The organism is Pasteurella canis (assembly GCF_900454865.1).
GTDB lineage: Bacteria > Pseudomonadota > Gammaproteobacteria > Enterobacterales > Pasteurellaceae > Pasteurella > Pasteurella canis.
This window is the reverse complement of record NZ_UGTV01000015.1, coordinates 1,819,670-1,834,659: the sequence shown is the minus strand read 5'-3', so window position 1 is coordinate 1,834,659 and position 14,990 is coordinate 1,819,670. Positions and strand designations below refer to the sequence as shown.

11 protein-coding genes are annotated in these 14,990 nt (G+C 37.7%); 5 read left to right on the top strand and 6 right to left on the bottom strand.

The window, feature by feature from the left end; all coding sequences use genetic code 11:
• Window positions 1–127 precede the first annotated feature (127 nt).
• A complete protein-coding gene (gene greB / locus DYE19_RS09230; RefSeq protein WP_049215830.1) occupies window positions 128–604 on the top strand; it encodes a transcription elongation factor GreB in 477 nt (158 codons plus the stop codon).
• Window positions 605–632: 28 nt separating this feature from the next.
• Here greB and DYE19_RS09225 read toward each other — a convergent pair whose 3' ends face one another.
• Both DYE19_RS09225 and DYE19_RS09220 read right to left on the bottom strand, forming a co-directional pair.
• Window positions 633–1,442 (bottom strand): alpha/beta hydrolase, encoded by an 810-nt coding sequence (locus DYE19_RS09225; RefSeq protein ID WP_049215832.1) that lies wholly within the window; start codon window positions 1,440–1,442, stop codon window positions 633–635.
• A 245-nt stretch (window positions 1,443–1,687) separates the two neighbouring features.
• Entirely contained in the window at window positions 1,688–2,251 is a 564-nt protein-coding gene (locus tag DYE19_RS09220) for an acetate uptake transporter (protein WP_049215833.1), read from the bottom strand.
• Between the two features lie 248 nt (window positions 2,252–2,499).
• Here DYE19_RS09220 and adhE point away from each other — a divergent pair, with 248 nt between their 5' ends.
• A complete protein-coding gene (gene adhE, locus DYE19_RS09215; RefSeq protein WP_049215876.1) occupies window positions 2,500–5,124 on the top strand; it encodes a bifunctional acetaldehyde-CoA/alcohol dehydrogenase in 2,625 nt (874 codons plus the stop codon).
• A 122-nt stretch (window positions 5,125–5,246) separates the two neighbouring features.
• Here adhE and DYE19_RS09210 read toward each other — a convergent pair whose 3' ends face one another.
• The 4 genes from DYE19_RS09210 to DYE19_RS09195 are packed head-to-tail and all read right to left on the bottom strand — an operon-like array spanning window position 5,247 to window position 10,119.
• Window positions 5,247–6,305, bottom strand: a complete 1,059-nt coding sequence (locus DYE19_RS09210) for an ABC transporter ATP-binding protein (RefSeq protein WP_115323338.1) — start codon at window positions 6,303–6,305, stop codon at window positions 5,247–5,249.
• Window positions 6,306–6,326: 21 nt separating this feature from the next.
• Entirely contained in the window at window positions 6,327–8,024 is a 1,698-nt protein-coding gene (locus tag DYE19_RS09205) for an ABC transporter permease (RefSeq protein WP_115323337.1), read from the bottom strand.
• Between the two features lie 2 nt (window positions 8,025–8,026).
• Window positions 8,027–9,115 (bottom strand): ABC transporter ATP-binding protein, encoded by a 1,089-nt coding sequence (locus DYE19_RS09200; protein WP_115323336.1) that lies wholly within the window; start codon window positions 9,113–9,115, stop codon window positions 8,027–8,029.
• A gap of 14 nt (window positions 9,116–9,129) precedes the next feature.
• On the bottom strand, window positions 9,130–10,119 hold the full coding sequence (locus tag DYE19_RS09195) for an ABC transporter substrate-binding protein (protein WP_115323335.1): 990 nt from the start codon (window positions 10,117–10,119) through the stop codon (window positions 9,130–9,132).
• Window positions 10,120–10,494: 375 nt separating this feature from the next.
• Between DYE19_RS09195 and DYE19_RS09190 the strand changes: the two genes are divergently transcribed.
• From DYE19_RS09190 to DYE19_RS09180, 3 genes are read left to right on the top strand one after another with little or no spacing between them, the layout of a single operon-like run.
• Entirely contained in the window at window positions 10,495–11,727 is a 1,233-nt protein-coding gene (locus DYE19_RS09190; protein WP_174694527.1) for an ABC transporter substrate-binding protein, read from the top strand.
• Window positions 11,724–13,706, top strand: coding sequence for a sensor histidine kinase (locus DYE19_RS09185; RefSeq protein WP_115323334.1), 1,983 nt, complete (start codon window positions 11,724–11,726; stop codon window positions 13,704–13,706). The genes DYE19_RS09190 and DYE19_RS09185 overlap by 4 nt, the downstream gene beginning before the upstream one ends.
• Window positions 13,699–14,961: a sigma-54-dependent transcriptional regulator gene (locus DYE19_RS09180; protein WP_115323333.1), complete on the top strand. Its 1,263-nt coding sequence runs from the start codon at window positions 13,699–13,701 to the stop codon at window positions 14,959–14,961. Before DYE19_RS09185 ends, DYE19_RS09180 begins: the two co-directional genes overlap by 8 nt.
• Window positions 14,962–14,990 lie beyond the last annotated feature (29 nt).

Here is a 14,990-nt window from a genome sequence, read left to right as displayed (position 1 = left end):
AGGATACTGTTTTTTAGGGTTAATTGATAGTTTTTCTCATTTTTGCACGGGAAAAATAATGCTAAACTAGCCTCTATTTAATCCATATTGAAAAGGCATAATCTCCTCATTAGACAAGAGAAAATATATGGCAAAATCAAATTATATTACTCGTTCAGGCTGGAACACGTTAGATCAGGAATTAAAATTTTTGTGGAAGGATGAGCGCCCTAAAGTCACACAAGCGGTTTCTGATGCCGCGGCATTAGGCGATCGCAGTGAAAATGCCGAATATATTTATGGTAAACGGCGCTTACGCGAAATCGATCGTCGTGTCCGCTTTCTCACTAAACGTTTAGAAGTCTTGCAAATTGTTGATTACCACCCTAAACAAGAAGGTAAAGTTTTTTTTGGTGCTTGGGTAGCGCTGGAAAATGAAGTCGGTGAAGAAAAACAATATCGGATTGTCGGCTGTGATGAGTTTGATCCTGCGAAAAATTGGATTTCAATTGATTCGCCTGTTGCGCGAGCGCTGATTGGTAAAGCCATTGATGATGAAATTAAAGTTGAAACTCCCTCTGGCTTAGTGATCTTTTATATCAATCGAATTTGGTATGAAAAGTAAGAGGCACATGGTCGTGCCTCTTCTTAGACTATTTGGTTCTATGCTGGGCAAAATGCTGTGTAAAGAAATGGGTGTGCTGTCCAATGGAATCCGTCCAATAAGCCCATGTATGTCCACCTGGTTTTTCGGTATAAGTATGCGGAATATTTAAATCCAATAATTTTCGATGTAATTCACGGTTTGGTTCAATAAAGAAATCGTCAATACCACAATCGATAATGATCTGGCTTTTCGTAAAAATGAGACTATGCGCTAAATCCTTAATGTTATAGTCATGCCAATGATCATTGACTACTGCTGCAATTCCCCAATTGTTTTTAAATTGTTCAATATTCACACCACCACTCATACTCCCAATCTGACCAAATACATGTTGATTTTTAATGCCAATGTATAATGCACCAAATCCCCCCATACTTAATCCAGTAATCGCTCGCTGCTCTTTAGTTGGCTCTGTCGCATAATGCTTATCAATATAGTCAACTAACTCTTTTGCCACAAAAGTGTAATATTTAGAATCTTTTTTGAGTTCACTATCTACATACCAGCTATCATAGTTGCCATCTGGTGAAACATAGATCACACCATATTTGTCCGCCAATTTACCTAAGCCTGTTTTTTCAGGATAATTGCGGTTATTACCAGACCAACCGTGCAGTGTATAAATCGTGCTGTATTTTTTCGCTTCAGTATAACCCTCAGGTAAAACAACTGTAACAGGTATATTTTTGTTCATCGCTTGGCTATAAACGTCAATATTTTTTTCACTAAACGCTACACTCGTTGTGGAGTAACAAAGCCCTAAAACAACACTAGAAATTAAAAGCACTTTTTTCATAAATAGCCTCTCTTATTTATGTCAGCGTAGATATCTAAAAATGAGATAAAGCCTAATATTCTCAATAATCAATATAGATCCCTGTTGTACATAAAGCAAACAATTTACTGCGAGATTTTATATCAAGAAGGTATAAGCCGATTTCAGTAGACAAGAAAACTGAGGCAAAACGAACCGCACATAAATCAGAATAGATCAATAAAAAAGGGGCCTACATCAAGCCCCCTCTATGAATTATGAATACCTTACTTTTTTGCTCCAATTGGCAGAATTTCACGACCATAGGAGTCAATCAACATTTCTGCTGCGGCTAAATAAAATGCACACAAAGCAGTCACTAAACCTAAATAACCGCCGAAATTCACAATGCTGTGGTTTTCTGTTGCATCACCAATCGCTAATGCATAAAAAGTTAAGGTTAAGAAGAAGAAAATCGTTTGTAATGCACGTGGTTTGCTAAAAGAAGCTAAGAACATCATTAAAGTAAATGTTCCCCAAACTGCTAAATACCAACCTACAAATTGTGGCGTCGTATTCCCTTTAAAGAAGATAACAAACAATGCCCATGACCACCAAAATGCACCATAACTAATAAAGGCGGTGAAGCCAAAAGTGTTACCTTTCTTATATTCAAACATGCCTGCAATAATTTGTGCAGTACCACCAAAAGCAAATGCCATACCAAATACAAGACCTAAATTTTGTGCGTCAAAAAAACCACCATTAATGAGACTTAATAACCACGTTGTTAACGCAAAACCACATAGGCCTAATGGACCTGGATTTGCATAATTTTTTGCTGATGACATAACAAGTTTCCTTAGAAATAAATAAAAAATATCGGCTGATAAAAAGGGCGATAGTATCCATGATCTTTAACGAGAAATAAAGAGGGATAAGAAAAAATATTGTGTACAAAATAAGCACACCAAAAAAAGTTGATCAAAATCACAATTTCCGTGGATTTTGCCGATTATGCTACTTTTTAGGTATATAAATGACTATAATTTTTTCAGTTTAAATAATTCAATTTTATAAATCTTTAGGAGAAATTATGATGAGTCATACTGCTGAAAATACGCTTAGCCCAGCACAATCAGAAGTTAATCTACTGGTTGAAAAAGGATTAGTGGCGCTAGAAAAATTTCGCCAACTTAATCAACAACAAGTAGATTATATTGTAGCAAAAGCCTCTGTTGCCGCATTGGATCAACATGGTGTACTTGCGATGCATGCGTATGAAGAAACAGGACGTGGTGTTTTTGAAGACAAAGCCACGAAAAACTTGTTTGCATGTGAATATGTCGTGAATAATATGCGTAATTTAAAAACCGTTGGGGTAATTAGTGAAGATGATGTCACGGGTATTACAGAAATTGCGGATCCTGTCGGTGTTATTTGTGGTATTACACCTACAACAAATCCAACTTCAACTACTATTTTTAAAGCGCTTATCTCACTCAAAACCCGTAACCCAATTATTTTTGCTTTCCATCCTTCTGCCCAACAATCTTCTGCTCATGCTGCACAAATTGTTTATCAAGCAGCAGTGGAGGCAGGCGCACCTAAAGATTGTATTCAATGGATAGAAAAACCATCAATGGAAGGAACTGCCGCATTAATGAAACACCCTGGTATTGCCACAATTCTTGCCACTGGTGGTAATGCAATGGTGGAAGCCGCCTATTCTTGTGGAAAACCTGCATTAGGTGTAGGGGCGGGTAACGTGCCTGCATATGTTGAAAAAACAGCTGACATCAAACAAGCGACACACGATATAGTGATGTCAAAAGCCTTTGATAACGGCATGATTTGTGCATCTGAACAAGCAGCAATTGTTGATCAGGAGGTGTATGATGAATTTGTGGCAGAAATGAAATCTTATGGTGTGTACTTTGTTAATAAAAAAGAAAAAACAATGCTAGAAGAATTCATTTTTGGTGTGAAAGCAAATAGTGCAAACTGTGGTGGTGCAAAATTAAATGCTAATGTAGTAGGTAAACCAGCCACTTGGATTGCTGAACAAGCAGGCTTTAAAGTGCCAGAAAAAACTAATATTTTAGCAGCAGAATGTAAAGAGGTCGGTGAAAAAGAACCACTGACTCGTGAAAAATTATCACCAGTATTGGCTATCTTAAAATCGACTTCGACTGAACAAGGATTTGCTTTATCAGAAGCAATGGTGAATTTCCATGGTTTAGGTCACTCCGCAGCAATTCATACGAAAAATGCAGATATTGCGAAAGCGTATGGAGAGCGTGTAAAAGCGATTCGTGTTATTTGGAACTCACCTTCTACCTTCGGTGGTATCGGTGATGTCTATAATTCTTTCCTCCCTTCTCTCACCCTTGGTTGTGGTTCTTACGGTAAAAACTCCGTAGGCAACAACGTAAGTGCGGTCAATTTATTAAATATTAAACGTGTGGGAAGACGGAGAAATAACATGCAGTGGTTTAAAGTACCTTCAAAAATCTATTTTGAACGTGATTCAATTCAATATTTACAATCCATGAAAGGCATGGAACGAGTTGTCATCGTCACTGATCGTACGATGGTGGATTTAGGTTTTGTGGAAAAAATTGCCAAACAAATTACTGCGCGTGGTAATCATGTCACTTATCAATTATTCGCCGATGTTGAACCTGATCCATCTATTGAAACCGTTCGTCGTGGTGCTGAGTTAATCCGCAATTATCAACCAGATACAATTATTGCATTGGGGGGTGGTTCTGCGATGGATGCTGCAAAAGTCATGTGGTTATTCTATGAACAACCCGAAGTGGACTTCCGTGACTTAGTACAGAAATTTATGGATATTCGTAAACGTGCCTTCAAATTCCCGCAATTAGGTCGCAAAGCACGCTTTGTTGGTATTCCAACAACTTCAGGAACAGGTTCAGAAGTCACTCCATTTGCAGTAATTACAGAAGGCGACAAAAAATACCCAATTGCTGACTATTCACTGACACCGACTGTAGCAATTGTTGACCCTGCATTTGTCATGAGTGTCCCAGCACATGTCGCAGCAGATACAGGTTTAGATGTATTAACTCATGCTACAGAAGCTTATGTATCTGTGCTTGCTAATGACTTTACAGACGGCTTAGCCCTACAAGCGATTAAATTAGTGTTTGAACATTTAGAACGCTCTGTCAAAGAAAAAGATCCTGAATCTCGTGAGAAAATGCATAATGCTTCAACTATGGCAGGTATGGCATTTGCTAACGCCTTCTTAGGGATGAACCACTCTCTCGCACACAAAATTGGGGGGCGTTTCCATACTCCACATGGACGTACTAATGCCGTATTAATGCCACATGTGATTCGTTATAACGGCACTCGTCCACAAAAAACAGCAACGTGGCCAAAATATAATTATTACAAAGCGGATGTAAAATACCAAGATATTGCTCGTATGCTTGGTTTACCATGTTCAACACCAGAAGAAGGGGTGAAAGCATTTGCTCAAGCCTGTTATGAACTAGCTGAGCGTGTCGGTATTAAAATGTCTTTCAAAGAACAAGGTATTAACGAACAAGAATGGATGGATGCACGTCGCCAAATTGCGTTAGCGGCTTTTGAAGATCAGTGTTCACCAGCAAACCCACGTTTGCCAGTGGTTGCGGATATGGAAGTGATTTTAACTAATGCATATCATGGTTATCAGGCAAATCAATACTAATTTAGCTATCGGCTAAAGTTAAAGTGCGGTAAAAATTTCATAAATTCATACCGCACTTTTTAAGTAAACAAATAGAAAGCGCTGCATTCGCAGCGCTTTATTTGCGTTATTTAAACCAATCCTTACTCAGCTGGATACCAATGCAAGCGGCTAAATGCGATCTGGCAAGCTTCTCCTTCTTTTGGACCTGCGTCACGTCGTCCTTTCTGTATACGCAATTCTTGTTGACCAATTACGATACTGTAATCAACAACCTCACCTAAATAAGAACGGCGTTTTACGACACCAGGAATACCACCTTGATTTACAAAGTCGATTTCTGATGGACGAGTCGCTAAAATAGCCTGACCTTGCTGAATCAGTTCGCTAGCAGGTGCAGGATTAATCGTAAAATGTCTTTCAATCCCTGCAAAAGATACACCTTGTGCAGACAAACTAACATTTAGCTGATTAGAAAGCCCAATGAAATTAAATACAAATTTATTGGCAGGATTATTATAGACATTTAACGGTGTATCAATTTGTTCAATCATCCCTTTTTTCATTACCAAAATACGATCTGATAACGCCATAGCCTCTGCTTGGTCATGAGTAACATAAATAATTGAAAAACCAAATTTACGTTGTAATGCCTTAATTTCAAAACGCATTTCTTCCCTTAAATGCGGGTCTAAACTCGACAAAGGCTCATCTAATAACATCACATCAGGATTCAATGCCAGCGCACGTGCTAACGCAACTCGTTGCTTACCACCACCCGATAGATCATCTGGGCTTTTATCTGCTACTTTCAATAAATTAGTATGCTTTAGTGCCTCGTTAGTACGTGTTTCGATTTCTTGCTTTGACAAATTTTTCAACGTCAAAGGAAAGGCAACATTGTCATACACTGTCATATGTGGCCAAACTGCAAAGGCTTGGAATACCATACCAAAGTTTCGCTTTTCAGGTGGTAAATAGAAGTTTGTCACTTTAGACGAAAGCAAACGCTCCCCGACACGAATTTCTCCACCATCCAGATCCTCAAAACCCGCAATCATACGTAATGTGGTAGTTTTGCCGCAACCAGAAGGACCTAGCATAGAAAAACATTCGCCTTTTTCAATCGACAAACTTAAATCTGGAATCGCAATGACATCACCGAATTTTTTCATTACATGATTAAGTTGAATATAACTCATAGTTTTCTCCTTAAAATTCGGTTATTTCTGTGTTTTCTTCTCGGCATAACGTTTAATTACCGTTTGCCCAAACACAATAATAATCAACGCGATACCTGCTAGTGCAGCGGAATAAACCGTTTCACCATCTTCGTTGAGAGTATAAATCGCGACACCAATCGTCCGTGTAGAAGGTCCATATAACATGACAGAGACGGTTAACTCACGTAATGCAGGGAGGAAGATTAAGAAAAATGCAGCAATCATACCTGGACGAACTAAAGGTACAACCACATCTTTTAAAGACTGCCACATACTTGCACCACAAGCGCGCGCGGCTTCAACTAATGAATCATGGACTTGCTCTAATGCAGCAGAGTTAGCTTTCAAGGAGAATGCCATATAGCGTGCAATATATGCGATCAAAATAATCCAAACGGTATTGTATAAATTAATACCAAACTTACCACTCCAAGCTAAGATCACCCCTAACGCAATCACTGAGCCTGGTACAGAGAATGGCAACATACCTAAAAACTCTAAAATGCCTTTCCCTTTTACACGCATTTTCACGATGACATAAGAAATCATCACGCCTGCAAACATAGTGATCACCGCAGCAGCTAAGCCGAGCAAGACACTGTTACGAATTGCATCTTTAGTCAACTGCCAATCAAACAAGATAAATTTATAATTATCTAACGTGAGGTTTTCCCAAGTAATTGGTAAGCCGTAGGTTTTTAATCCACCCACAATAAAGATAGTCACTGTCGGTAAGACAATAGTGAATGCGATATAAAGCAAGCAGATGATTAATAATGGCATTCTTAACCCTCTGAGCTTTACTTCAACAGGACGGAAACTTTTTCCTGCAATAATTTGGAAACGTCCTCGATTTAGAATTTTATTTTGCAACCAAATGATTAATGCTGCTGTAGCAACCAGTACTGTTGCTAAAACAGTACCTGTACGAATAGCTTCAAAACTTCCCGCACTTTGGTGAATGCGTTCATAAATCAACGTTGGGATATTAAAAATTCCATTTTCAACCCCTAATACTGCAACTGTACCAAAGTGAGCCATAGAATACAGCATGATCAGTAATGCACCTGACACAATACTTGGCATCACTAATGGAATCGTAATTTTGCGAGTAATCGTAAATAAACTAGCACCAGAAATCCGTGCCGATTCTTCTAGTGTTGGGTCCATTCGTTCAAGTGCGCCACACACTTGAATAAAGACAAATGGGAAAAGGTACATGGTTTCTACTGCCATAATACCAGCGTAGCTATAAATATTGAAAATCGGTTCTTCTAAACCAAAGGTATCCATGAAGAAACGATTAATATAGCCTGCACGAGGAGAAAGTAACATTTTCCAAGCTAATGCACCAATGAAAGAAGGTAACATAAACGGTACTAAGAACATTACTTTCATAAAACCTTTATAAGGTAAATCCGTTCGTGTAACTAACCAAGCAAAAAACGTCCCGACGATGGTACTCATGATTGTCACACCAACCGCAATAAATAAAGAGTTTAGTAATGCCTCATAAGTTTCTTGTTGTTTTAAAATCATCACCACATCAGTGATATTAAATTGCCCATTAACCCAAAAAGAATTAATAAAAATTAATAGCACAGGCACTGCGACAACAATCACTAAAATACCAATAGATAGGGCAAGAATTGCATTTGCCACATTAAATGGACTTTTTTTCTGAATAACCGCTGTCATTGTTATTCCCTCCCTTGCTGAACAGCTTGTTGTTCGTCAGCAAACCAAAGTAAATCGTGGAAATTCACCACACAATTATCCCCCTCAGTAAACATCAAATCATGCTGCAAGGCGGTATTTGTTGAAACTTCTGTACGCAATAACACACCATCAATATCAATCATGTAATCCATAATTGCACCAAGGAAACTGGCTCGTACAATCTTGCCTTTTAACCCACTACCTGTCTTGTTTAATATAATATCTGATGGGCGGCAACCTAGTTTCCCATTCTCAGCAGGTAGGTCTGCCCATTCGATCCTTTGCATACCTTGCCCAACCAAATGCTGTCCTTGTTCATAACGTACGGGAATAAAATTGGCTAATCCCATAAACTGAAATACCATCTCATTGGCAGATTTCTCATAGATTTCCCATGGTGTACCAATTTGTTGAATATGACCCTCTTTATCCATGATGGCTAAACGATCTGAAATAGCGAGTGCAATTTCCTGATCATGTGTTACATATAAAATAGTAATACCTAATTTCTTTTGTAACTCTTTGATCTCAAAGCGCATTTCTTCTCGCAAATTCGCATCTAAGTTATTTAATGGTTCATCAAGTAACATCAAAGAAGGTTTTGCGACTAATGCTCGCGCTAATGCAACACGCTGTTGTTGCCCACCAGAAAGCTGTGAAGGTAAACGCTGTTCTAACCCTGTTAAATTGACTAAATCAACAACATCCATCACTTGTTGCTGAATCACTGCTTTATCTAATGCTTTCAACTTTAACGGATAAGCTATATTGTCAAATACCGTCATATGTGGCCAAACTGCGTAGTCTTGAAAGACTACGCCTAAACTGCGCTGATCTGGCTGAATATCAATACCCGCTACGGGATCAGAAACAACATGTTCATCAATTAAAATGCGCCCAGCATCTGGCACTTCAAAGCCTGCAAGTAAGCGCAATAACACGGTTTTCCCACAACCAGATGGTCCAAGAAGGGTAAAACATTCACCGTCTTTTACTACAAGCGATAAATCTTTTAGCACTTCATTTGAGCCAAATGCTTTACTGACTTTTTCAAAGGTGATTGTTGCCATAAAGCACTCCTGTTTTATTGACGACCTTGCAGAATTTGGGCAAATTTTTTCACGGTTTCCTCTTTCTCTGTCAAGATAGCTTGATAATCAATTGGAATAGCGCGACTAATAGCATCTTCTACCGTTGGCATACCTTCTAAAGTCGTAATTCCTTTACGTACAGGCAAAGTTCCCTCATGAGCAATAATTTTTTGTGCATCTTCAGATAATAAGAAATCAATGAATTTTTGTGCGGAAGCTGGATTCTTCGTGCCTTTGAAAATCGCTGCTGGACTTGGAATCACTAACATTTCTTTTGGATAAACTAATTTAAGCTGAGCGCCTTTTTTAATTTTATCATTTGTAATATAGTCCACTGCTAATGAAGCTAATAAGTCACCTGAAGCGGTATCATCGATAACTTGGCCAGATCCTTTACCCACTTTGCCCTTATTGGCTTTGATTTTTTCAAAAAACTCCCAACCAAATGTCGACTTCAATAAGGCAACACTCATATAAGAGGTACCAGATAATGCTGGATTAGCAATCCCAAATGCACCTTTATATTTTGAGCCAGTAATATCCGCCCATTCTACTGGTGGCTCTTTAACAAATCTTGTGTTATAAGCAATGCCTAATGTCCCTAAACGAATTGGGGTAAAAGACCCATCAAAGTCAGGTAACGGATTAACAATATGCTCAACTTCAGGGGAAACATAGGTTTTTAACATACCGTTTGCTTTCATTTTAAAGAAATCAGGTACTTCACTAGTCCAAATCACATCAGCCATAATTTGACCAGATTCTTTTTCTGCTGCAATTTTTGCCATCAATTTTCCTGCACCCGCTGATTGATAATCCATTGCAACCTCAGGGTGTTTTTCATTAAATTTTGCTTTTAATGCACCAATTAAAGATTCTTTCATTGAAGTGTATACAATGAGTTGTTCATTCGCTTGTGCAACATTAACCACCGCCATACCTAATCCAAGTGCAATAATGGCTGAAGATAATTTTTTATTCATAATCTACCCCTTCCTCTCTCGTTATTTATCAAGTCAATTAATTGATAATACTGATTAGCCTAGCTCATACTCTGTATGAAACTTAACCTACAATAACGCTCAAAATAACAAAAAAAAAGACAGCACTATTACACCAAAAGGAGTCAAAACCGACTCATTTCTAAGAGTACAATAGGTCAAATCTAACTCATTTTAGTTATCATAGTATGGTGGGGAGAAATGAGTAGAAAAAAAGCCTATAAATGACTCAAAAAATAAGCTAAGTAATTAAAATTTAAATTTTATTTTTTTGAGTTCGATCACAAAAAAAAGCACATAGCTACGAAAATTTTGGGTAATATGACAAGGCAACTGATGTCAAGCAAGGTGAAGATCATGTGCACCAAATTACTTCAGCAATTAACCATCTGTCTCGTCAGCTTATTTCTCGCTTTACCTATAAAAGCGAATGAGCTTGTGATCGGCACGACTTTTGCACTAGAAGGTATCCAGCATCTAGTAAGTGAATGGAATAAGCAACCAAATACGATACCTATCACCACGTTAAATCGCACGAGTGCATCGCTGAATCAACTACTCTCAACTGAAAAAGCCCGTGAAGTAGATTTAATTCTAAGCTCTTCCCCCATGTTGTTTTATAACTTACAAATAGGAAACAAGCTTTTTCCGTTACCCACTACATTACAAGATAACACAGGCTTTCTACCCAATATGCTCAAACCCACCACCGTGGCATTTGCCCTTTCTGGCTACGGTATGTTATTTAATACAACCTTATTACAGCAGGTTGAACGCCCATTACCACAATCTTGGCAAGATCTAACACATCCTGATTTACAAGGACTTATTGTCATCAGTAGTCCAACTCGCTCTGATACGAATCACATTATGTTAGAAGCATTATTACAGAAACATGGTTGGCAAGAAGGATGGGCATTAATTGAACAGATTATGCTAAATGTAGGTACGATTTCTGCTCGTAGCTTCGGTGTCGTTGATAAAGTTCAAGCCAATCTTGGTGCGGTTGGCATCACTATTGATAATTATGCCCATATTTTGACCCAACAAAATCATGCTCATCTCGCTTTTCGCTACTTTCCACACTTTCCTGCGTCACCTACATTTATCGCAATTGTGGCTGAAAGTAGTAAAAAGCCACAGGCAATCAAATTCATTCAATTTCTACTAAGCGAGACAGGTCAACGTATTTTAACTGATGTTCAAATGAGCAAATATCCTATTGCACCTCTACCTACAACACACCCGAAAGCCGCATTGCAACAACAGTTATTTCAACAACCACCAATTAATTACGAGCTATTACTTAAACGACAACAATTGGTTAAACTTTTATTTGAACAACATATTACACATCGTTTGGGCTTACTTCAGGAGCATTGGCGTTTGTTACAACAAAAAGAACAAGCCCTTAATCGCCCTTTACCCGAATTACGCCAAATTCTGACCGCACTTCCTGTCTCCGCTGCACAAGCAGAAGATGAGGTTTATTTAACCCACTTTAATCGCACACAAGAACTGTTAAATTGGCAACATTTTTTCATTGCCCAACAAGTCGCCTTTGTTAAAGCTTTGGAAGATTTAGAATGAAAACATGGTTTAAGCATTTAGATCTCAGTACTGGATTACAGCTCTCTTTTTTAGTGAGTGTATTACTGTGCCTCTTTGTTGGTGGTGTAGGGTTATATACTTGGCAACAACAACGTAGTGAAATTAATTTTGCGCTCGATCAAGACTTCCCTAAAGTACAAGCCGCATTCCAAACAGAAGAGCAAATTAATATTTTACAAAATGCCTTTGTTCATCTAGTTAATGTTAAAAATACTAACGATAAAGTCGCTCGTTATAACAATGCTAAACAACAGCTCACGACCTTAAAAGAATTAATCATTGAGTTAAATGAAAATCTTGATGACCAGTTAACTGATTTATTGCATCAACAATCCCAGTTATTGGAACAAATCTCAGCGAATATCACTGCAACACTCACTTTAAACGAAGAACTGAACAAAACTGTTTCCAAAATCAATTGGCTACATAATGATTTTCATAATGAATTTACCGCATTATTACAAGAAATGAGTTGGCAACAATCAACTCTTGCTAATAACATCGCACTACACCCACAAAATACACAAAAAGTTGAACAATTGAAAAAGTTACAACAAGAATTGCTGCTAGTTTATGATTTTACTAACTATGAAGAACAAATTATTACTGAGCTACGTACACAAATTACTGAGCCAAGCCAAAACAGTGCTGTACGATTACATAATTATTTAAGTTATCTCTCTTTACTTATTAATAATCGCATTGCCTTATTGGATAAGCACTCATCGATTATTACGATTCAACAAATTTTAACGGAACTCATCCGTTTTGGCTTAAATCCACAAGAATTACCCACATTATTTTCACTCAGAACGGACCTACACCAACAGCAGCAACAATTGATTACACAAAGTGAAAGTGTATTTGATGCTTTTCGGCAACGCATTAACACACAAATTGGTAACAGTAAAAATCAGCTTCATTTATTACATAATATCGTAGAAAAAAGTACCCAATTTAATGGCGTATTAATTCTTCTCGCGATGCTCCTTGCTTGTATTTTTGTGATTGCTGTTAACTTTTTTTATATTCGTCTACGTTTACTAAAACGCTTTCAACAACTTAACCAAGCGGTGGTGCAACTGACTAATGGAGAAGATGATGTCAAAATTGCTATTTATGGCAACGATGAACTAGGGCGCATTGCAAAACTCCTACGCTTATTTCTATTTGAAATGCAGAAAAAAACACAAGAATTAGAATTACGTAACCAAATTTTACTTGATGAAATTGACTATCGTATTAAAGTCCAGACAGCGTTAGAAAATACACAAAATGAATTAACGCAAGCCGCAAAATTAGCTGCTGTCGGTAAAACCTTAACGTCAATCAGTCATGAAATTACTCAGCCACTTAATGCAATGAATGCTTACTTATTTAGTGCCAAAAGAGCGGTCAAAAAACAAAATATAGATGCGGTCTTGACTTATTTAGACAAAATAAACCATTTAGTCGAACGTACCGCCCTCATTGTCAAACGCCTACGTCAGTTTTCACGACAAGGATCGGGGAAAATACAGGCTGTGAATTTAACAGACTGCATACAAAGTGCATGGGAACTATTAGAAACACAACATAAAAATCGCCAAGGTCGCTTAACTATACCAGCTCAACTACCCTATATACTCGGAGAAGATGTTTTAATCGAGCAGGTTTTTGTCAATTTATTCTTAAATTCCCTCGAGGCTATTGAACATGTTGCTCCCCATATTTGCATTGAAATCGCAAACATAGATGAAAACTGTATTCGCTTATGGGTATCAGATAATGGTAAAGGTTGGCCATTGACGGAAAAACTCCTACAACCTTTTGCTAGCAGTAAATCTATTAATTTAGGTTTGGGACTATCTATTAGTCAATCAATTATGGAGCAATGTCAAGGCGAACTACGTATTGCCTCGACATTAGAACATAACGCATTAATTATTTTAACTTTTAAGGTCACACAAGATGTTTAACTCAGCATATAACGTACTGCTTATTGATGATGACATTGATATTCTCGACTCTTACCAAGATTTATTGCGTGAAGAAGGCTATCAAGTGCTTACCTGTGCCGATCCTGTAGATATCGTATCTCAAATCCCGGATAACTGGATTGGAGTCGTTCTTTGCGATGTACTGCTGCCCAATATTTCAGGGCTCACGTTACTGGAACATATGACTCAACGCGATCCACAGCTCCCTATTATCATGATCACAGGACATGGCGACGTCCCTATGGCAGTAGAGGCGGTCAAGAAAGGCGCAACTAACTTTCTGGAAAAACCCATTTCACCAGAAAACTTATTAATTCAAGTAGAACATGCGTTAGAAAAACGGGCTGCATTAATTGAGAACCGTTACTGGCAATTAGCCAAATTAAATGAAAGCTTTATTGGACAAAGTGACTGGATTTGTACTATTCGCAATCAATTACAAAAACTTGCTGATATTGATGTCCCTGTTTTTTTATGGGGAGAAACAGGGACAGGACGCCACTTATCAGCAACTTACTTACATAAACTAAGTCAACGTAAACAAGCGCCTTTTATCAGTATAGAATGCTTAGAACAAAGCACTATTAATATTGAAAATCTCATTAATGACGTGAAGCAAGGTACATTAGTATTAAAAAATATTCATCATTTACCTGCCAACGAGCAACAGCTACTCGCTAACAAACTCAATCATCAGGCTTATCCATTTCGCTTAATTGTGATTAGTGATGTTCCTTTACTTCACTTGATTCAAGCGCAAACGCTGATCGCAGAATTATATTACTTATTTTTACATACTCAGCTTGAACTCTTGCCATTAAAAAAACATGCTACGGATATAGTACCGATCTTTTGCCATTATGTGCACAAAAGTTGTGCTAGATTGAATAAAGACTATGTCGAACCATCGAAAAAACTACGCCAACATTTACTCAATCAACAGTGGCAAGGTAATGTCAAAGAATTAATTCATGTAGCTGAACTCTATGCAATTGGATTGCTGGCTGAACAAACCTCAACACCAACTTTCATCACATCATCAATTAAAACCGAGAATATTAAGCCATTAGATGAGCAAATTAACGAATATGAAAAACAAATTATTGAAGAAGCCCTAATTTTCTATCAAGGGAGAATTAATGAAGTAGCGAATTATTTAGATATCCCACGTAAAAAATTATACTTACGCATGCGAAAATATGGCATTGATAAGAAAAACTATAAACTGAGTTAAACCGAATGTAACGCTCTAGACACTTGACT

Excerpts from the sequence above, each read along its gene's own strand:
- greB (WP_049215830.1), top strand. The coding sequence starts at position 128 with ATGGCAAAATCAAATTATATTACTCGTTCAGGCTGGAACACGTTAGAT.
- DYE19_RS09225 (WP_049215832.1), bottom strand. The coding sequence starts at position 1,442 with ATGAAAAAAGTGCTTTTAATTTCTAGTGTTGTTTTAGGGCTTTGTTAC.
- DYE19_RS09220 (WP_049215833.1), bottom strand. The coding sequence starts at position 2,251 with ATGTCATCAGCAAAAAATTATGCAAATCCAGGTCCATTAGGCCTATGT.
- adhE (WP_049215876.1), top strand. The coding sequence starts at position 2,500 with ATGAGTCATACTGCTGAAAATACGCTTAGCCCAGCACAATCAGAAGTT.
- DYE19_RS09210 (WP_115323338.1), bottom strand. The coding sequence starts at position 6,305 with ATGAGTTATATTCAACTTAATCATGTAATGAAAAAATTCGGTGATGTC.
- DYE19_RS09205 (WP_115323337.1), bottom strand. The coding sequence starts at position 8,024 with ATGACAGCGGTTATTCAGAAAAAAAGTCCATTTAATGTGGCAAATGCA.
- DYE19_RS09200 (WP_115323336.1), bottom strand. The coding sequence starts at position 9,115 with ATGGCAACAATCACCTTTGAAAAAGTCAGTAAAGCATTTGGCTCAAAT.
- DYE19_RS09195 (WP_115323335.1), bottom strand. The coding sequence starts at position 10,119 with ATGAATAAAAAATTATCTTCAGCCATTATTGCACTTGGATTAGGTATG.
- DYE19_RS09190 (WP_174694527.1), top strand. The coding sequence starts at position 10,495 with ATGTGCACCAAATTACTTCAGCAATTAACCATCTGTCTCGTCAGCTTA.
- DYE19_RS09185 (WP_115323334.1), top strand. The coding sequence starts at position 11,724 with ATGAAAACATGGTTTAAGCATTTAGATCTCAGTACTGGATTACAGCTC.
- DYE19_RS09180 (WP_115323333.1), top strand. The coding sequence starts at position 13,699 with ATGTTTAACTCAGCATATAACGTACTGCTTATTGATGATGACATTGAT.